This is a genomic window from Roseateles sp., from assembly GCF_044373315.1.
Taxonomy (GTDB): Bacteria; Pseudomonadota; Gammaproteobacteria; order Burkholderiales; family Burkholderiaceae_C; genus JACDQM01.
The window spans coordinates 46,228-64,514 of sequence record NZ_JBILQK010000007.1; the positions used below are offsets into that span (position 1 = coordinate 46,228).

At 66.0% G+C, this 18,287-nt stretch carries 19 protein-coding genes; 12 read left to right on the forward strand and 7 right to left on the reverse strand.

Annotated elements, in window-relative coordinates; genetic code table 11:
• Positions 1 to 13 precede the first annotated feature (13 nt).
• Positions 14 to 1,114 (forward strand): quinolinate synthase NadA, encoded by a 1,101-nt coding sequence (nadA, locus tag ACIQ67_RS03320; RefSeq protein ID WP_397532932.1) that lies wholly within the window; start codon positions 14 to 16, stop codon positions 1,112 to 1,114.
• Between the two features lie 94 nt (positions 1,115 to 1,208).
• Positions 1,209 to 1,493 (forward strand): late competence development ComFB family protein, encoded by a 285-nt coding sequence (locus ACIQ67_RS03325; protein ID WP_397532933.1) that lies wholly within the window; start codon positions 1,209 to 1,211, stop codon positions 1,491 to 1,493.
• A gap of 11 nt (positions 1,494 to 1,504) precedes the next feature.
• Here the strand turns inward: ACIQ67_RS03325 and ACIQ67_RS03330 are convergent, their stop codons facing one another.
• Complete coding sequence (locus ACIQ67_RS03330; protein ID WP_397532934.1) at positions 1,505 to 2,206, reverse strand: hypothetical protein; 702 nt, start codon at positions 2,204 to 2,206, stop codon at positions 1,505 to 1,507.
• A 93-nt stretch (positions 2,207 to 2,299) separates the two neighbouring features.
• A complete protein-coding gene (gene nadB / locus ACIQ67_RS03335; RefSeq protein ID WP_397532935.1) occupies positions 2,300 to 3,925 on the reverse strand; it encodes an L-aspartate oxidase in 1,626 nt (541 codons plus the stop codon).
• Between the two features lie 141 nt (positions 3,926 to 4,066).
• On the opposite strand from nadB, the gene ACIQ67_RS03340 reads away from it, so the two are divergent.
• From ACIQ67_RS03340 to ACIQ67_RS03370, 7 genes are read left to right on the forward strand one after another with little or no spacing between them, the layout of a single operon-like run.
• Positions 4,067 to 4,891, forward strand: coding sequence for an undecaprenyl-diphosphate phosphatase (locus ACIQ67_RS03340; RefSeq protein WP_397532936.1), 825 nt, complete (start codon positions 4,067 to 4,069; stop codon positions 4,889 to 4,891).
• Between the two features lie 54 nt (positions 4,892 to 4,945).
• Positions 4,946 to 5,749, forward strand: a complete 804-nt coding sequence (gene map, locus ACIQ67_RS03345) for a type I methionyl aminopeptidase (protein WP_397532937.1) — start codon at positions 4,946 to 4,948, stop codon at positions 5,747 to 5,749.
• Positions 5,750 to 5,756: 7 nt separating this feature from the next.
• Positions 5,757 to 8,354 (forward strand): [protein-PII] uridylyltransferase, encoded by a 2,598-nt coding sequence (locus tag ACIQ67_RS03350; RefSeq protein ID WP_397532938.1) that lies wholly within the window; start codon positions 5,757 to 5,759, stop codon positions 8,352 to 8,354.
• 34 nt (positions 8,355 to 8,388) lie between these two features.
• The gene (gene mnmH / locus ACIQ67_RS03355; protein ID WP_397532939.1) at positions 8,389 to 9,453 is read left to right on the forward strand and encodes a tRNA 2-selenouridine(34) synthase MnmH; all 1,065 of its coding nucleotides are present in this window, start codon (positions 8,389 to 8,391) and stop codon (positions 9,451 to 9,453) included.
• 48 nt (positions 9,454 to 9,501) lie between these two features.
• The gene (locus ACIQ67_RS03360) at positions 9,502 to 10,281 is read left to right on the forward strand and encodes a DUF2189 domain-containing protein (protein ID WP_397532940.1); all 780 of its coding nucleotides are present in this window, start codon (positions 9,502 to 9,504) and stop codon (positions 10,279 to 10,281) included.
• A 25-nt stretch (positions 10,282 to 10,306) separates the two neighbouring features.
• The gene (locus ACIQ67_RS03365; protein WP_397532941.1) at positions 10,307 to 10,525 is read left to right on the forward strand and encodes a DUF2788 domain-containing protein; all 219 of its coding nucleotides are present in this window, start codon (positions 10,307 to 10,309) and stop codon (positions 10,523 to 10,525) included.
• Positions 10,522 to 11,166, forward strand: coding sequence for a YitT family protein (locus tag ACIQ67_RS03370; protein ID WP_397532942.1), 645 nt, complete (start codon positions 10,522 to 10,524; stop codon positions 11,164 to 11,166). The genes ACIQ67_RS03365 and ACIQ67_RS03370 overlap by 4 nt, the downstream gene beginning before the upstream one ends.
• Positions 11,167 to 11,226: 60 nt before the next feature.
• Here the strand turns inward: ACIQ67_RS03370 and ACIQ67_RS03375 are convergent, their stop codons facing one another.
• Both ACIQ67_RS03375 and ACIQ67_RS03380 read right to left on the reverse strand, forming a co-directional pair.
• A complete protein-coding gene (locus ACIQ67_RS03375; protein ID WP_397532943.1) occupies positions 11,227 to 11,646 on the reverse strand; it encodes a rubrerythrin family protein in 420 nt (139 codons plus the stop codon).
• Between the two features lie 87 nt (positions 11,647 to 11,733).
• Positions 11,734 to 12,612: an alpha/beta hydrolase gene (locus ACIQ67_RS03380; protein WP_397532944.1), complete on the reverse strand. Its 879-nt coding sequence runs from the start codon at positions 12,610 to 12,612 to the stop codon at positions 11,734 to 11,736.
• Between the two features lie 151 nt (positions 12,613 to 12,763).
• On the opposite strand from ACIQ67_RS03380, the gene ACIQ67_RS03385 reads away from it, so the two are divergent.
• Both ACIQ67_RS03385 and ACIQ67_RS03390 read left to right on the forward strand, forming a co-directional pair.
• Positions 12,764 to 15,310, forward strand: a complete 2,547-nt coding sequence (locus ACIQ67_RS03385) for a chemotaxis protein CheB (protein ID WP_397532945.1) — start codon at positions 12,764 to 12,766, stop codon at positions 15,308 to 15,310.
• Between the two features lie 46 nt (positions 15,311 to 15,356).
• Positions 15,357 to 15,938: a PAS domain-containing protein gene (locus tag ACIQ67_RS03390; protein ID WP_397532946.1), complete on the forward strand. Its 582-nt coding sequence runs from the start codon at positions 15,357 to 15,359 to the stop codon at positions 15,936 to 15,938.
• Positions 15,939 to 15,948: 10 nt separating this feature from the next.
• Here the strand turns inward: ACIQ67_RS03390 and ACIQ67_RS03395 are convergent, their stop codons facing one another.
• The 3 genes from ACIQ67_RS03395 to ACIQ67_RS03405 form a co-directional block, all read right to left on the reverse strand.
• Positions 15,949 to 16,173 carry a hypothetical protein gene (locus ACIQ67_RS03395; protein WP_397532947.1) on the reverse strand — a complete coding sequence of 75 codons (225 nt, stop codon included), beginning with the start codon at positions 16,171 to 16,173 and terminating at the stop codon, positions 15,949 to 15,951.
• Positions 16,174 to 16,202: 29 nt separating this feature from the next.
• A complete protein-coding gene (locus ACIQ67_RS03400; protein WP_397532948.1) occupies positions 16,203 to 16,349 on the reverse strand; it encodes a lmo0937 family membrane protein in 147 nt (48 codons plus the stop codon).
• Between the two features lie 70 nt (positions 16,350 to 16,419).
• Complete coding sequence (locus ACIQ67_RS03405) at positions 16,420 to 16,737, reverse strand: BON domain-containing protein (RefSeq protein WP_397532949.1); 318 nt, start codon at positions 16,735 to 16,737, stop codon at positions 16,420 to 16,422.
• 152 nt (positions 16,738 to 16,889) lie between these two features.
• On the opposite strand from ACIQ67_RS03405, the gene cls reads away from it, so the two are divergent.
• Positions 16,890 to 18,284 carry a cardiolipin synthase gene (cls, locus tag ACIQ67_RS03410; protein WP_397532950.1) on the forward strand — a complete coding sequence of 465 codons (1,395 nt, stop codon included), beginning with the start codon at positions 16,890 to 16,892 and terminating at the stop codon, positions 18,282 to 18,284.
• Positions 18,285 to 18,287 lie beyond the last annotated feature (3 nt).

Sequence of the window (18,287 nt, forward strand, 5' to 3'; positions counted from 1 at the left end):
TACGATGCCACCCATGAATGAGGTTCTGTTCGACTACACCCGCCAGGACGCCGCCGGCGAAAGCTGCACCGCCCACGCCTGGGCCAAGGTTCCGGTGCCACTGAAGGCGCATGAGCGGCAAGCGCTCAAGGCGCGCGCCGCCGAACTGCTGAAGGCACGCGGCGCCGTGCTGGTGGCGCATTACTACGTCGACGGCGATCTACAGGATCTAGCGCTGGAGACGGGCGGTGTCGTGTCCGACTCGCTGGAAATGGCCCGCTTCGGCCGCGACCATGACGCGCAGACGCTGATCGTGGCCGGCGTGCGCTTCATGGGCGAGACCGCCAAGATCCTGAGCCCCGAGAAGACCGTGCTGATGCCGGATCTGGATGCGACCTGCTCGCTCGATCTCGGCTGCCCGGCCGATGAGTTTTCAGCCTTCTGCGATGCCCATCCGGACCGCACCGTGGTGGTCTATGCCAACACCAGCGCGGCCGTGAAGGCGCGCGCCGACTGGATGGTCACCAGCTCCTGCGCGCTGGACATCGTCAGCGAGCTCAAGGCACAGGGCAAGAAGATCCTGTGGGCGCCCGACAAGCATCTGGGCCACTACATCCAGACCCAGACCGGTGCCGACATGCTGATGTGGCAAGGCGCCTGTATCGTGCATGACGAGTTCAAGGGGCTGGAGCTGGAGCTGATGCGCAAGGCACACCCGGACGCGATGATCCTGGTCCACCCCGAATCGCCGCAGAGCGTGGTGGCGCAGGCCGATGTGGTGGGTTCCACTTCCGCGCTGATCAAGGCCGTGGTGGACGGCACAGCCAAGGAATACGTCGTCGCCACCGACAAGGGCATCCTGCACCGCATGCGTCAGCTGGCGCCGGGCAAGACCCTGATCGAAGCGCCGACGGCCGGCAACAGCGCCACCTGCAAGAGCTGCGCGCACTGCCCCTGGATGGCCATGAACGGTCTGCAGGGCGTGGTCGATTGCCTCGAGCAAGGCTTGGGTGCCATTACGGTCGAGGAAGGCACGCGGCTGAAGGCCCTGGGTTGCATCACGCGCATGCTGGACTTCACTGCGGCGCACAAGGCCCGTGCCGCTGGCCTGGTGCCAGGCATGGGCGCCGCCTGATCCCCGAATTGCGGGCCGGCATGCTTTCTATTCCGGCACTGGCGGCGCTATAAATGCGCATACGCTCACGGCATCCCATGAAAGAGACGGCACCATGACCGACTTCACCTCGCTCTACAACCACCACGAACGCGAAGTCTTCGCCGTCGTGGCCGATATGGCTGCGGAGTTCCCCGCCGTCCGCAGCGACGATCTGCTGGTGGACGTGGCCTGCGTGGCTTTGAACCGCCTGCCGCCGCGCTACATCCGCCACGCGGTCGATTACTCCTTCTACCTGACCGAGCCTGAGCGTCTCGAGATCGACGCCGCCATCCGCGAAGCCGTTACCTACGCCTTTAACTTCGTGCAGGCCCGCGCCGCGCTGCGCGCAAGGCGCTAGGGACGTTGGCTTCAGGCCGGAAGCCCGGCCACGGCGAGCCAAAGCAGCGCGCTGATCGCAATCACCCCCAGCAAGAGGCCCAGGAACAGCCCAGCTCTGAATGGCTGCCCGCGGGGCGCGTGCTGCACCGACTCGCTGCGGTCGCGCAGCGGTCGGCCCAACAAGCGGCTGGCAGTCTTGAGTTCGGCCAGCAGCTTGCCGCGCTCGTGAAATGCGGCCAGATGCAGATGCAGGGGTGGTGCGCCCGGCGTCACGACGACCAGATAGGCCACAAAGGTTTCATGCGCGTCATAGCGCGTCGTGCCACTGTTCTGGTCAAGGACATCGCGCTGGACCTGATGCGAAATCAAGCGCCCTTCGACGCTGTCGATCTGACTCGCCGGATAGCAACGCCAGAACTGGCAATAGCCCATGCCCCAGCCCGCCCACACGTCGCGGCGCTGCGGGTACACCGCCCAGCGGCGCACCAACAGCGCCTGGGCCAGGCCGCTCGCCAGCAGCAGGATGGCAGCCCAGGCCAGCACCAGACGCGCTGCCGGATCGAGCTCGCGGTCGACGTCGAAAGCCGCCAGCGAGGCCGCCACAGCCCCCAGACTCAGCAGCACGCCCAGCGAGAGCTTCAGCGGCCCAAGCGGCTTGCCGAAGTCGCCAAGGTCCTGCAAGTGGCTGCGCGGCGGACGTTTGTAGGATGGATCGGATGGGACTGTCGGCAAGCTCGGCACTCGGGATGGTTTGCTCAGGGCTCACGCTTTGTAGCGCATGCCCCATGAGCCATCAAGACTTGACCCCCAGCCTTCGTCCCATCTTCAGCTGCCGCGCAGACCGCGCTCGGCGATCAGCACTGTCGGGAAGCTTACCGGTAAGGTGCGCGGATAGTCGCGACTGAAGTGCAGGCCGCGGCTCTCGTGGCGCAGCAGGGCCGAGCGCACGATCAGCTCGGCGCAATCGACCAGGTTGCGCAGTTCCAGCAGGTCGCGGGTGACGCGGAAATTCGAGTAATAGTCGTCGATCTCGCCACGCAGCAGATCGATGCGGTGCAACGCACGCTCCAGTCGCTTGGTGGTGCGCACGATGCCGACATAGTTCCACATCAGCAGGCGCAACTCGTCCCAGTTGTGCGAGATCACGACCTGTTCGTCCGCGTCCTCGACCTGGCTTTCGTCCCAGGCTGGCAACGGCGCGCGGTCGGGCTGGGGCTGCCGCAGGATATGGTCGGCACAGGTCTGCCCCAGCACCACGCACTCCAGCAGCGAGTTGCTGGCCAGGCGGTTGGCGCCATGCAGGCCGGTGTAGGTGGTCTCGCCCACCGCATACAGGCCCGGCAGGTCCGAGCAGCCCTGCAGGTCCGTGACCACGCCGCCGCAGGTGAAGTGCACCGCCGGCACCACCGGAATCGGCTGCTTGGCGATATCGATGCCCAGCTGCAGGCAGCGCGCATGGATGGTTGGGAAATGCTCCTTCAGGAAGGCCTCGCCCAGATGGGTCGCATCCAGCCACACATGGTCCAAGCCATGCTTCTTCATCTCGAAGTCGATGGCACGCGCCACGATATCGCGTGGCGCCAGCTCCATGCGCTCGTCATGATCGGCCATGAAGCGACCTCCACCCAGATGCTCCGGCAGCTTGAGGTGACCGCCCTCCCCGCGCAGCGCCTCGGTGATCAGGAAACTGCGCTCCTGCGGGTGGTAGAGGCAGGTGGGGTGGAACTGGATGAACTCCATGTTCGCCACCCGGCAGCCGGCACGCCAGGCCATCGCAATGCCGTCGCCGGTGGATGTGTCCGGGTTTGTGGTGTAGCGGTAGACCTTGCCGGCACCGCCGGTGGCCATCACCACCGCCTGGGCCGGCAGGGCCTCGACGCGCCGCGCATCGATGTCCAGCGCATAGATGCCGTAGCAGCGTGAGGCTTCCTCGCGCTGCACATGGCGCGAGGTGATCAGATCCAGTGCCATCCAGCGCTCGCGCAACTCGATGTTGGGGTGCGCATGGGCCGCCGCCAGCAGTTGGTCGTGGATGGCCTTGCCGGTGGCATCGGCCGCATGCGCGATGCGGCGCACCGCATGGCCGCCTTCACGCGTCAGGTGCAGGCCCAGCGGGCCGCTGTCATCCGGTGTGAAGGGCACGCCCTGCTCGACCAGCCAGGCCACCGCCTGCGCACTGCGCTCGGCAATGAAGCGCGCCGTGGCCTCGTCGACCAGGCCGGCGCCGGCATCCTGGGTGTCCCGCACATGGCTCTCGATGCTGTCGTCACTGCCCAGCACGCCGACGATGCCCCCTTGAGCCCAGGCCGTGGCCGACTCGCCGAGCCCGCGCTTGGCCAGCACGATGACGGGCACCTGGTCGGCCAGATGAAGAGCCACCGTCAGACCGGCCAGGCCAGCACCCACGATCACCACAGGAAGAACAGCAGCAGCACCAGAAGCAGCGGTCATTGAAAAGAAGCCAGCGACGCCGTCATCACGGCGTCATCAAAGGCAGATTCGAGCAGGGAGCACGATTCTAAGGACGACGCAGCCTCTGCGCCCTCCAGCGGCGCCGCTATCATCCCGGCCAGTTCAAACCGGGAGTTGATGTTGGACCTTGTTTTGCTGGCGAAAGCCGCCGTGATGGGCGTGGTCGAAGGGTTGACCGAGTTCCTGCCCATTTCCTCGACCGGCCACCTGATCCTGGCCGGCGCGCTGCTGGGCTTCGATGACGCCAAGAGCAAGGTCTTCGACATCGCCATCCAGACCGGCGCCATCCTGGCGGTCATCATCGTCTACTGGCAAAAGCTGCGCGATACCGCCGCTGGCATTGCCAGTGATGCGGCCGCGCGCCGCTTCGTGATCAACGTCGCCATCGGCTTCCTGCCGGCCGTCATCCTGGGCCTGCTGTTCGGCAAGGCGATCAAGGCGCACCTGTTCACGCCCACGGTGGTGGCCAGCGCCTTCATCATCGGCGGCTTCATCATCCTGTGGGCCGAGCGCCGGCCGGCCTCGGCTGTGCGTGTCCAGGATGTGGACCAGATGACGCCGCTGGACGCACTCAAGGTGGGCCTGGTGCAGTGCCTGGCGATGGTGCCGGGCACCAGCCGCTCCGGGGCCACCATCATCGGCGGCATGCTGCTGGGCTTGTCGCGCAAGGCGGCCACCGACTACTCCTTCTTCCTGGCCATCCCGACCCTGATCGGTGCTGGCCTCTACAGCCTCTACAAGGAGCGCGCGCTGCTCAGCGTCGCCGATCTGCCGATGTTCGGTGTCGGCCTGCTGTTCTCCTTCATCAGCGCCTGGATCTGCGTGCGCTGGCTGCTGCGCTACATCTCCACCCACAACTTCGTGCCCTTCGCCTGGTACCGGATCGTGTTCGGCCTGGTGGTGCTGGGCACCTCCTGGAGCGGCCTGGTCGTCTGGTCCGCCTGAGTGCCAAGCAGCCGGCCGGCAACTCGACCGGGCCGGCTTTGAGATAATCGCGCCATGACGATCACCATCAAATCCGCGGCCGACATCGCCGCGATGCGCATCGCGGGCCGCCTGACCTCCGAGGTGCTGGACATGCTGGGCCAGCATGTGAAGCCCGGCATCACCACCGAGCAGCTCGACAAGATCGCGCATGACCACATCGTCCATGTGCAGAAGGCCATTCCCGCACCGCTGAACTACCAGCCGGCCGGCTACACGCCCTACCCCAAGTCGATCTGCACCTCGATCAATCACCAGGTCTGCCACGGCATCCCGAACGACCGCCCGCTGAAGAACGGCGACATCGTCAATATCGACGTCACCGTGATCAAGGACGGCTGGCATGGCGACAGCAGCCGCATGTTCGTGGTCGGTGAAGGCTCCATCGCGGCCAAGCGCCTGTGCAGCTTCACCTACGAGGCAATGTGGAAGGGCATCCAGAAGGTCAAGCCCGGTGCACGCCTGGGCGATATCGGCCATGCCATCCAGACCTTCGCCGAGAACGCCGGTTTTTCGGTGGTGCGCGAGTTCTGCGGCCATGGCATCGGACAGGTCTTTCATGAAGAGCCGCAGGTGCTGCACTACGGCCGCCCCGGCACGCTGGATGAGCTGGTGCCCGGCATGGTGTTCACCATCGAGCCGATGATCAACGCCGGCCGGCGCGAGATCAAGGAAATGGGCGACGGCTGGACCATCGTCACCAAGGACCGCTCGCTGTCCGCGCAGTGGGAACACACCATCGTCGTGACCGACACCGGCTACGAGGTGCTGACCGTGTCGGACGGCAGCCCGCCGCCGCCGGCCTTCATCACCGGCTAAGCCGTCGATGAGCAGCGTGCAGGTGATCGACAGCGCCATACTGCGCCAGCAATTCAAGACCGGCAAGCAGGAACTGCTGCAAGCCTTCCGCGAAGCCCGGCCGACGATTGCCGCCGCTTCAGCGCTGATGCGCAAGCTGGCGCGCCACGTCGATGCAACGCTGCAGACCCTGTGGCGCCAGGCCGGCCTTCCGGAAGCCGCCGCGCTGGCAGCCGTCGGAGGCTACGGACGCGGTGAGCTGTTTCCCTACTCCGACGTCGATGTGCTGGTGCTGCTGCCCGACGGCATGGAAGCACACCAGCCCGGCGCGCTGAAGTCCAGCATCGAGGCCTTCATCACCGCCTGCTGGGATGTGGGGCTGGAGATCGGCTCCTCGGTGCGCACGCTGGGTGAATGCCTGGGCGAGGCCGCTGGGGACGTGACCGTGCAGACCGCGATGCTGGAGTCGCGCTGCCTGGCCGGCTCCAAGCCGCTGTACAAGCGTTTCGAGCAGAAGTTGGCCGCAGCGATGGACGCACGCGCATTCTTCCGGGCCAAGACGCTGGAGATGCGCCAGCGCCATACCAAGTACGCCGACACGCCTTATGCGCTGGAGCCCAACTGCAAGGAAAGCCCCGGTGGACTGCGTGATCTGCAAGTACTGATCTGGATTGCCCGCGCCGCCGGCCTGGGCAAGACGTGGCCCCAACTGGCGGCCAAGGGGCTGATCACGCCCTTCGAGAGCCGGCAGTTGCAGCGCAACGAAGGCTTGCTGAGCCTGATCCGCTGCCGCCTGCACGCGGTGGCCGGCCGGCGCGAAGACCGTCTGGTGTTCGACCTGCAGACCGCTGTGGCCGAGAGTTTCGGCTACCAGCCCAAGGGCAGTCAGCGCACCTCGGAAGTGCTGATGCGGCGCTACTACTGGGCAGCCAAGGCGGTGAGCCAGCTCAACCAGATCCTGATGCTGAATCTGGAAGAGCGCATCAACGGCTCGGCCGATGCGCCTATGCGCCGCATCAACGCCCACTTCCTGGACCGCGCCGGCATGCTGGAGGTGGATGGCGATGACCTGTTCGAGCGCGAGCCGCATGCCATCCTGGAAACCTTCCTGGTCTACCAGCAGACACCGGGTATCAAGGGCCTGTCGGCACGCACGCTGCGGGCGCTCTACAACGCACGTGGACTGATGAACAGCGCCTTCCGGCGCGACCCGGCCAACCGCGCGCTGTTCATGCAGATCCTGCAGCAGCGCGAGGGCCAGACCCACGCCTTCCGGCTGATGAACCAAACCTCGGTGCTGGGCCGCTATCTGTGGGTGTTCCGGCGCATCGTCGGCCAGATGCAGCACGACCTGTTCCACGTCTACACGGTGGACCAGCACATCCTGATGGTCCTGCGCAATGTACGGCGCTTCTTCATCCCCGAGCACGCCCACGAGTACCCGTTCTGCAGCCAGCTGGCGGCCCAGTTCGACAAGCCGCATCTGCTCTATATCGCCGCGCTGTTCCACGATGTGGCCAAGGGGCGCGGCGGCGACCATTCCGATCTGGGTGCGGTCGAGGCACGGCGTTTCTGCCGCGACCATGGCCTCAGCAAGGATGAGGCTGAACTGGTGGTGTTCCTGGTCCAGCATCACCTGACGCTGTCGCGCGTGGCGCAGAAGGAAGACCTGTCCGACCCCGAGGTGATCGCCGCCTTTGCGCGCCAGATGCGTGATGCGCGCCACCTCACCGCGCTCTACCTGCTGACGGTGGCCGACATCCGCGGCACCAGCCCCAAGGTCTGGAATGCCTGGAAGGGCAAGCTGCTGGAAGACCTGTATCGCCTGACGCTGCGCGCCCTGGGCGGCGCCAAGCCCAATCTGGAGGCCGATATCGAGGCCCGCAAGCAGGAGGCTCGGCAGATCCTGGCGCTGCACTCGATGCTGCCGGACACCGAGACCCCGCTGTGGGCCACGCTGGCGCTGAGCTATTTCGCCCGCCACGACGCCGGCGATCTGGCCTGGCATGCACGCTCGCTGTGGCGCCATGTCGAGTCCGGCCAGCCCATCGTGCAGGCCCGGCCTTCGCCGGTTGGCGAGGGCTTGCAGGTGCTGGTCTACGCCCCCGATCAGCGCGACCTGTTCGCGCGCATCTGCGGCTATTTCGACAGTGCCGGCTTCAACATCCTGGATGCCAAGGTCCACACCACGCGCAGCGGCTATGCACTGGACACCTTCCAGGTGATCAGTGCCGACAGCGACCAGCATCACCGCGACCTGGTGTCGTTGGTGGAAGCCAAGCTGGGCCAGGCCCTGACAGCGCAAGGCGCGCTGCCCGAGCCGCGTCGCGGGCGCCTGTCGCGCCGCGTCAAGTCCTTCCCGTTCACGCCACGCATTTCCTTGCATCCGGACGAGCGCGCCACCGCGTGGCTGCTGTCCATCAGCACCAGCGACCGCACCGGTCTGCTTTACGCGATTGCGCGCGTGCTGGCCCGACATGGCATCAATCTGCAGCTCGCCAAGATCTCGACGCTGGGCGAGCGCGTGGAAGACACCTTCTTGCTGGACGGCGCAGCGCTGCAGCAGAACCGCAGCCAGCTTCAGATCGAAACCGAGTTGCTGGACGCGGTTTCGCTGCCGGCATGAGCCTCCGGCCCCCTGGCCCCCTCGCCCCTTTGCGATGACATCCGCCCACACCATAGAAGTCAGCGACGCGCTGGCCGAGCTGAGCCGCTTTGACGCCGTCATCGATGTGCGCTCGCCGTCCGAGTTCGCCGAGGATCATCTGCCCGGCGCGCTGAACTGGCCGGTGCTCGACGACGAGCAGCGCCGCCTTGTCGGCACGCTCTACAAGAGCTCGCCCTTCGAGGCGCGCAAGATCGGTGCCGCCCTGGTGGCGCGCAATATCGCCAAGCATCTGGATGCCCACGCGCAGGAACTGCCCAAGAGCTGGCGACCGCTGGTGTATTGCTGGCGCGGTGGCCAGCGCTCCGGCGCGATGAGCTGGTTTCTGGGTCAGATCGGCTTCCGCTCGCGCCAGTTGCAAGGCGGGTACAAGGCTTACCGGGCGCAGGTTCGCCTCGACCTGGAGAACCTGCCCGCACGCCTGCGCTATCGCGTGATCTGCGGCCGCACCGGCAGCGGCAAGACCCGCCTGCTGAAGGCGCTGGAAGTCGAAGGCGCGCAAGTACTGGACCTTGAGGGCCTCGCCTGCCACCGCGGCTCCGTGCTGGGCGCCCTGCCTGAGCAGCCGCAGCCCAGCCAGAAGCGCTTCGACAGCCTTTTGTGGAGCCGCATGCGCAGCCTCGATCCTGAGCGGCCGGTCTTTGTCGAGAGCGAGAGCCGCAAGATCGGACAACTGCGCGTGCCCGAATCGCTGCACGAGCGCATGCGCGCCAGCAGCACCTGCATCTGGGTGGATCTGCCCGAGGCTGAGCGTGTGACGCTGCTGCTGCAGGACTATGCGCACTTCATCGCCAATCCGCAGGCCTTCTGTCAGCAGCTCGACGCACTGACCACGTTGCGTGGTCGCGACCGGGTGCACGGCTGGCAGACCATGGCACGCGCTGGCGAGTGGCCAACCGTCTTTGCCGAGCTGATGCGTGAGCATTACGACCCGGGCTACGAACGCTCGCTTCGCAATCACTATCCCCAGCTTGATGCGGCTCTGCAGCTGCCACTGGCCGGCGCCTCGGAACAAGAGATGCGAAGCGCCGCCCGGCAACTGCTGGCCAACGCGAATTGAGCACGATCAAGAACTATCGGAGACAAGACGGGCATGATGGAGATGACGATGCGCACCGACAAAGCCCTGCAGGAATCCCGCCGCTTCGGCGTCAAGCCCGTGCCCGTGTTGCGGCCGCTGGGCTGGCTGGCACGCGGCTGGCAGGATCTGCGGCGCTGCCCCGGCCCCTCGCTGCTGCACGGTCTGCTGATGACCCTGGGCGGTGCGCTGATTTTTTGGATCGCCCATGAACGCTTCTGGCTGCTGGCTGCTGCTTTCAGCGGCTTCCTGCTGGTGGCGCCGATTCTGGCCACCGGCCTGTACGCCCTGAGCCGCGATATCGAGCGCAACAAGCCGGTGGGCCTGGCCACCGTAATCGAGGCTTGGCGCCCGCACGATGGCCGGCTGATGGGCTTCGGCCTGCTGCTGGCCCTGGCCGGCACCGGCTGGGTGCTGTGCTCCGCCGCGTTGATCACGGGCTATGCCAGCGCACCGGTGGACAAGCCGATCGACTTCGCGCGCCACGTGGTGCTGGCCGAGCACTCGCTGCTGTTCGAGGCCTGGCTGGCGTTGGGCGCCTTGCTCGCCGCGCCGGTGTTCGCCTCCAGTGTGATCGCCATCCCCATGCTGCTGGACCGCCGCGACCAGTCACTCAGCATCCTGGGGGCCGTGTTCACCAGCTGGCGCGTGGTGATGGAACACCCGCAGGCCCTGGCCTTGTGGGCCTTCCTGCTGATGGCACTCACCGGCCTGGGCATGCTGTCGATGATCGGCCTGATCGTCGTGCTGCCCTGGCTGGGTCATGCCAGCTGGCATGCCTACCGCGACCTGGTCGGCACACGCGACTGATCGCCTACAAGCCCGCCACCCCACCATGTTCGGTTACAGCGAAGAGCAAATTGCGCAGTTCGGCCTGACCTTTGGCGTCAGCGCCTTCATGCTCTACATGGTGTTCATCATCCTGCAGCTGGCACGCGAGTCGAAGGCCGGGCGCTTCGGCACCTTCATCCTGCTGCTGGGTCTGGGCTTCGGCCTGTTGGGTTTCGCGGCCAAGGGTCTGATCAAGTACTTCCTCGGCGGGCTCGGCGAATGAGCGGCGAGCGTCCCCCCGCGGCACCACCGGCCAAGCTGAGCAGCCGCATCTTCCGCCATTCGCGCTTCGAGGACGCGCAGGCGTTGATCACCGGCACGCTGTTCGTCGCGCTCGGCGTGGCGCTGTTCAAGCAGGTCGGCATGCTGACCGGCGGCACCGTGGGCATTGCCTTCCTGATGCACTACCTGAGTGGCTGGCCCTTCGGCGCGCTGTTCTTCTGCATCAACCTGCCCTTTTACTGGCTGGCCTGGCAGCGCATGGGCGCCGCCTTCACCGTGAAAACCGTGCTGGCAGTGGCACTGATGGCGGTGCTGGCCGAGGTGCTGCCGCGCTGGTTGCAGTTCGCCGAACTGAACGCCTTGTTCGCAGCCATCGCTGGCGGCCTGCTGATCGGCGCCGGCATGCTGATCCTGTTCCGCCACCGCGCCTCACTGGGCGGCCTGAACGTGCTGGTGCTGTATCTGCAGGAGCGCTACGGCTGGCGTGCCGGCTATGTGCAAGCCGGCCTGGACGCCTTGATCCTGCTATGCGGCCTGTCCTTTGTCAGCTGGGACCGCATCGGCCTGTCGCTGCTGGGCATGGCGGCGATCAATGCAGCGCTGGCGATCAACCACAGGCCCGGCCGTTACATGGCGGCTTGAGTCGGCGCCTGACGCAAGGCCGAAGAGAAAGCGAAGCGCAGGAAGTGCGCGGCCGAGGTCTCAGTCTTCCAGCCCGTCCAGCGCCTTCTGGTAACGGTTGACATGCGAGCGTTCGGCCTTGGCCAGCGTCTCGAACCAGTCGGCGATCTCATCGAAGCCTTCTTCGCGCGCGGTCCTTGCCATAGCCGGGTACATCTCGGTGTACTCATGCGTCTCGCCGGCCACCGCGGCCTTCAGGTTGTCACGCGTCCGACCAATAGGCAGGCCCGTCGCGGGGTCGCCTACCGCCTCGAGAAACTCCAGGTGCCCGTGCGCATGGCCGGCCTCGCCTTCGGCAGCGGAGCGGAACAGCGCCGCCACATCGGTGTGTCCCTCGATGTCCGCCTTGTTCGCGAAGTACAAGTAGCGCCGATGGGTTTGCGACTCACCCGAGAAGGCCGCCTTGAGGTTCTGCTCGGTCTTCGATCCCTTCAATCCCATGCGACTCTCCCCCGTGATGTGAACTCTGCAATCAGTAACGGACGGCCGACGTCAGCAGCAACAGCCCCTGACTCACGCCCCTGCGCTTCACAGCAATGCGCTGTACCAGCGCAGATCCAGCAGCTTGCGTGCCAGCTGATGGCTTCGCCCTTGCGGATCGGCCAGATCGTTCAGGATGCTGAAGTGGTTGAAGCCGGCCAGTTCCTCGCACAGCGCCACCGTGCGCTCGCCCCAGGCCTGGCGCAGCAGCTGTGCCTGCCTCTTGAACTCCTCGCTCTCCTGAGCGCCAACCACGGCGTAGACCGGAGCCCTGGGCGCAGGAAAGTTGATGGGGCTCAGACGCCTGACCGCGTCGGCATCCAGCTTCAAGTCGCCCTGCAGAAAGGGTGTGCGCATGATGGGCCCCAGATCGTGCAGCCCGGAGATCGACAACACGCCTTTGACCAGCTGACGCGGCAGGTCATGGCCCACCGCCTTCCAGTCGCAGCAGGCCAGCATGCTGGCCAGATGTCCGCCGGCAGAATGCCCGGCCAGCACGATCTGATTGGGATCGCCCCCGTAATCAGCCGCATGTCGCCACACCCAGGCCAGCGCCTGCGTCAGCTGCAGCGGAATGCGATCCATGCCGACACCCGGGCACAGCCCGTAGTTGGGAATCACCACCATCGCGCCTTCGTCGGTGAAGACCGGAGCCACAAAGGACTGATCCGACTTGTCCAGCGCCCGCCAATAGCCCCCGTGGATGAACACCAGCACCGGGCTGCGCACGCTGTGCTCGGTCTGCGCTTCGAACACATCGAGGCGCTCCATCGGTCCGTCGCCGTAGGGCAGATCGAGCCGGCTGGCCAGCCGTTCGCGCGAAAACGCCGAGGCCTCAGCCCAGCGCTCCAGAATGCGGGCCGCATCGGGCACACGGGCCCGGTTGTTGTACTGGACATCGAACCATTCGGGGCTTTGGACACGCATCGTGCTTGACTCCTGACTCAGTGCAGAGCTTACTTGGGCCACAGTGTCCGATTTCCGACCCGCAACGACGCTGCCGTAAACCCGCGGTGCCCTGACCGCGCCAGCCCGGCGTGCGCGTGCAGGACACGACATTGCCGGTAAGCTGCGCCCAATGAGCATCGCCCCCGCGCCATCATCGCAAGGCCCAGCAACCGATCCCACTCCCATCGTCGGTCTCGGGGCCTCGGCAGGCGGTCTGGCAGCGCTGGAGCAGTTTCTTGCCCAGGTGCCGGCTGCCAGCGGCCTGGCCTACGTTGTCGTCCAGCATCTTGACCCGACCCACAAGGCCATGCTGGCCGAACTGCTGCAACGCTGCACCGCGATGCCGGTCCTTGAAGTCCTGAGCTCACAGCCGATCGAAGCCGACGTGGTGTACGTGATCCCGCCCAATGCCGAGCTGACCGTTCTGGGCAACCGGCTTCATCTGGCGGCGCCGAGCCAGCCACGCGGTCAGCGCCTGCCCGTCGACCTGCTGTTCAGCTCGCTGGCGCGCGAACTGGGGGTGCGCGCTGTCGGCGTGGTGCTGTCAGGCATGGGCGCAGACGGCACCCAGGGTCTGCAGACCATCAAGGCTCAGGGCGGCATGACGCTGGCGCAGCAGCCCGAATCGGCCCAGTTCGATTCGATGCCACGCAGCGCCATCGCCTCGGGCTGCGTCGACATCATTGCCGAGCCGGCCGACATGCCGGCTCGCATCCTGGCGATGACTCGGCAGCCACTCAGCTCGCCCGCTGAAGCCGCAAGCAGCCCGCCACAGCTGAAGGCGATCCTGGGCCTGGTTCAAGAGCACACCCGTCATGACCTGACCCTCTACAAGTCCAACACCCTGCTCAGGCGCATCACACGGCGCATGGGCGTGCACGACCTCGGCAGCCTCGACGCCTACGAGAACTTTCTGCGCCAGAACCCACAAGAGATCGACCTGCTGTTCAAGGAAGTCCTGATCGGCGTGACAGCCTTCTTCCGCGACCCCGACGTCTGGCTCGAACTCAAGGATGCGGTGTTGCCGCAGCTGCTCGCACGGCACAGCGCCGAAGAGCGCAAGCTGCGCGCCTGGATTGCCGGCTGTTCGACCGGCGAGGAAGCCTATTCGCTGGCCATGGCCTTCAGTGAAGTGCTCGACGCGTGGCCCGAGTACCAGGACTTCACCCTGCAGATCTTTGCCACCGACCTGAGTGCCGACGCGATGGCGCGAGCACGCAGCGGTCACTACCCCGCGGCCATCGCGCAGGACTTGTCGCCCGAGCGCCTGGCGCACTTCTTCACCGTGCAGGCCGGCGGCTATCAGATCAACAAGCAGCTGCGCGAGATGGTGCTGTTCGCCCAGCACGACGTGATCCTTGATCCGCCCTTCACCCGGCTGGACCTGCTGTCCTGCCGCAATCTGCTGATCTATTTCAGCGTGCCGCTGCAGCAGCGACTGGTCGCGCTGTTCCATTACAGCCTGCGGCCGGGCGGCGTGCTGCTGCTGGGCGGCTCGGAGACCGTGGGGCGCTCGCAATCGCTGTTCAGGCCGCTGCACCAGAAGTCGCGGCTATATTGGCGAAACCACAGCGGCGGCCCGGTTGGCGCCTTGCACTTCCCCACCCAGCGCCGCCTCAGCGCCAGAGCTGCAGCGCAGGAGCCTCACCTGATCCACTCCAACGCCACACCCGCCAACCTGCAATCGCTGGCTGACCAGCTGCTGCTGCAGGCGTTCTCGCCGGCTGCCGTGCTGGTCACCGAAGCCGGCGACATCGTCTACATCAATGGACGCACCGGCCGTTACCTCGAGCCCGCGGCCGGCCGGGCCAACTGGAACATCCATGTAATGGCCCGCCCAGGCCTGCGTGCCCAGCTGGCGGTGGCGCTGCGCAGCGCGACACAGTCCGGCACACCGGTCGAGCTGCGCGGCTTGCGCATCGATGACGAGGCGCCGGCCATGGTCGACATCACGGTGCAGCCGGTGCTGCAGCCCCAGGCGCTGCAAGGCATGGTGATGATCGCCTTTCGCGACGCGGCGCAGGCGCCGCACAAGCGCAGCCGCCGTGCGGCACCGGCCGGCACGGTCGATGCCGCCGTCAGCGAGGAGCTGATCCGCTCGCGCGAAGAGATCCGCGCCTTGCGCCAGGAAATGCATGCATCCCAGGAAGAACTGCAGGCGGCCAACGAGGAGCTCCAGTCCACCAACGAAGAACTGCAGTCGGCCAATGAAGAGCTGACCACCTCCAAGGAGGAGGCGCAGTCGATGAACGAGGAACTGCAGACCATCAACGGCGAACTGCAGGCCAAGCTGGACGATCTGGCTCTCGCGCAGAGCGATATGCAGAACCTGCTCAACAGCACCGACATCGCCACGCTGTTCCTCGACAAGGGGCTCAACGTGCGGCGCTTCACCGAGCAGATCACCCGAGTGATCCATCTGCGCGAAGGCGACATTGGCCGGCCGCTCAGTGAGCTGGCCAGCACCTTGATCTACCCCGACCTGAACGCCGACGTGAGGGAAACGCTGCGCACCCTGGCCTTCACCGAGAAGCAGATCGCCACCACCGATGGCCGCTGGTTCACCGTACGCATCATGCCCTATCGCACCCAGTCCAATGTGATCCAGGGCGCGGTGATCACCTTCGTGGACATCACACGCGCAAAAGAACTGGAAGCCCGGCTGCGCAAGGCGTAGAGTCAGCACAGCCCACCACTTTCGCGCACTGGCCTGCTTGAGCATCATGAGCACTTCTGCTGGATCACCGAACGAGCTGCGACGCAAGGCTGCACAGCGGCTCCAGTCCGCCCAAGGTCCCCAGCAGGTGACTGCCATCGCGGTCGATGCACTGGCCGCCTTGCATACCCTGGCCGAGTCGCCCAGCAAGGCGGAGGACGCACTGGCGCTGCTGCATGAACTGCAGGTGCATCAGGTTGAGCTTGAGCTTCAGGCCCAGGCGCTGCGTGAGTCGCGGCTGGAGTTGGAGTCCGCGCTGCAGGTCTCGGGCGAACGTTTCGACCGTCTTCCGGTCGCCTGTTTCACCCTGGACGAACAGTTGGTGGTTTGCGAACTCAACCGGCGGGCGGCCGATGCGCTGGGCATGGATCAGGCGCTGGCTCAAGGGCTGCTGCTGGATGGATTTCTGTCGGTGCAGCAGGCGCAAGCACTGCGAGCGATGATCGCCCAGCTGCAGCCCGACGCGCCGGCACGCGAGTTGCCGCTGCAACTGCAGGCCCGTGACCAGTCGGTTCGCCAGGGCCAGCTGCGATTGAGCCGTACAGGCCACGATCCGCTGGTGCTGGCCTGCTTCTGGGAAGCGGCCTAGCAGACGGGTCTCAACCGCCCTTGCCGCGCCCCGCCAGCAACACTGCAAGGCCCAGTGCAATCGCGGCAACGCCGGCCCACACGGGAATGTTGATCGTTTCCTTCTCCGTTACGGAGAGTTCGATCGGACCGATCTTGGCTTCGTGCGTCTCCCGCGTGTAGCTGAAGCTGCCATAGGCCAAGCCCAGCACGCCAGCGACGATCAGTACCAGGGCGGCAATCCTGAAGTTATTCATATCGAAAGGCCTTCTTGGATCAAGTGGCGCTAGACGCGCCGGCCCTGGATCACGCGGACCAGGATCACGACGATGGCAATCACCAGCAGCAGATGGATGAGACCGCCCATGGTGTATGACGTCACGAGACCCAACAGCCAGAGCACGACCAGGATGACAACCAGTGTTTCGAGCATGGCAACTCCATCTAGGTTCAGGAACTGCCCCGCCAAGGCGGGGCGCGCACGCGTTCAGCGCTGCGGCCGTTCAAGGGCGCACGGCAATCTCGTTGCGCACCGCCTTCACACCGCTGACATTGCGCGCGATGCTCTCGGCCGTGCTGCGCTCATTGCTGCTCTTGGCGAAGCCTGACAGCAGCACCGTGCCATTCAAGGTCTCTATGTGGATGCTGGCCGCATCGACCGCCTTGCTCTCGACAAAGCGGCTCTTGATCTGTGTCGTGATGGTGGCGTCGTCGATATAGGCGCCAACACTTTCCTGGCCGCGGGTGACGGCACAGCCGCTGGTGATGAGCAACGCCGCAGTGGCAACGAGGGTGGCGGCAAGCAGTTGGCGAGTGATCATGGTGTGTTCCTGTGAGATGAGCGGGATCGCAGCTGAAGCATGGCGCCAGGCGTGCGCCGGGTCTGTGCGCTAGCGAACTGTCGCCCTGTGTTCGGCAACGCACCGGACAGGCTTCACCCGAGCGCTAGCCTGGGCCGTTTGCTGGAGCCGCTATGCAGTTGCATGAATGGATTTGGATTGGTTTCGCGCTGGTAGTCGGTGCGGGCGCGCTTGCGGGCTGCGGCGCCGTACCTCAAGGCGTTCCCGAACGGATGGCGCATCGGCCTGACTCTGTCGTTCCGATTCAGGGGGCACAGGGCCTGCTGACGGCCAAGCGCAGCGCAACGCTGCTCGACCAGATCGAGCGCAGCGTCAGCGATACCGGCATCTTCGACGAGCACTTGGCACGCGAGGAAGCCATTGCGAGCGGCCCCTTGACCACCGGCAACCGGGTGCTCCTGCTGCAGGATGGCCCCGCCACCTATCAGGCCATGCTGGCGGCCATCCTGGACGCGCGAGATCACATCAACCTGGAGACCTACATCCTCGATGACGACGATGTCGGCCGGCGTTTCGCGCAGGCGCTGATCGAAAAGCGCCGCCAGGGTGTGGTGGTCAACCTGATCCGTGACAGCGTCGGCACGCTGGGCACGCCAGAGGCCTTCTTCGAGCAGCTGGTGGCCGGCGGCGTGAGCGTGCTGGAGTTCAACCCCATCAATCCGCTCGATGCGCGCGCCGACTGGAGCCTCAACCAGCGCGACCACCGAAAGCTGCTGATCGTCGACGGACGCACCGCCTTTCTGGGCGGCATCAACATCAGCAGCGTCTATTCAGGCGGCTCCTTCAGCAAGGGCTGGAAGCCCAGGCCGCGCGGCACACCGGCTTGGCGCGACACCGATCTGCAGCTGCAGGGCCCGGTGGTGGCCGAGCTGCAGCAGATGTTCCTGAGCAGCTGGCAGGCCCAGCAAGGCGCGCCCCTGCAGCCGGCCGACTACCTGCCGCGCAGCGAAGCGGCCGGCCAGGAGGTGGTGCGTGCCATCGCCAGTGCCCCGGGCGAAGCGGTCAGCCAGATCTACGCCACGCTGCTGTCAGCCATCGCCAGCGCGCGCCGCAGCGTGCAGATCACGCAGGCCTATTTCGTCCCCGACCCGCAGCTGCTGCAGACGCTGCAAGCTGCCGCGGCACGCGGAGTCGACGTGCGCCTGATCCTGCCCGCCCGCAGCGACAGCGGGCTGGTCTTCCATGCCGGCCGCAGCCATTACCAGCGCCTGCTGGACGCCGGCGTGAAGATCCATGAGCGGCGCGGCGTGATCCTGCATGCCAAGACGGCGCTGATCGATGGCGTCTGGGCCACCGTGGGCTCGACCAATCTGGACTGGCGCAGCTTCGTGCACAACCACGAGCTCAATGCCGTGGTGCTGGGCGCCGCCTTCGGCCGCCAGATGCAGGCCATGTTCGCTGCCGATCTGGCGGCGTCGGACGAGATCACGCCGGCGCAGTGGCGGCAGCGCCCGTTGCTGCTGCGGGTAAAGGAGGGATTCGCGCGCCTGTGGGCCTACTGGCTGTAGGCC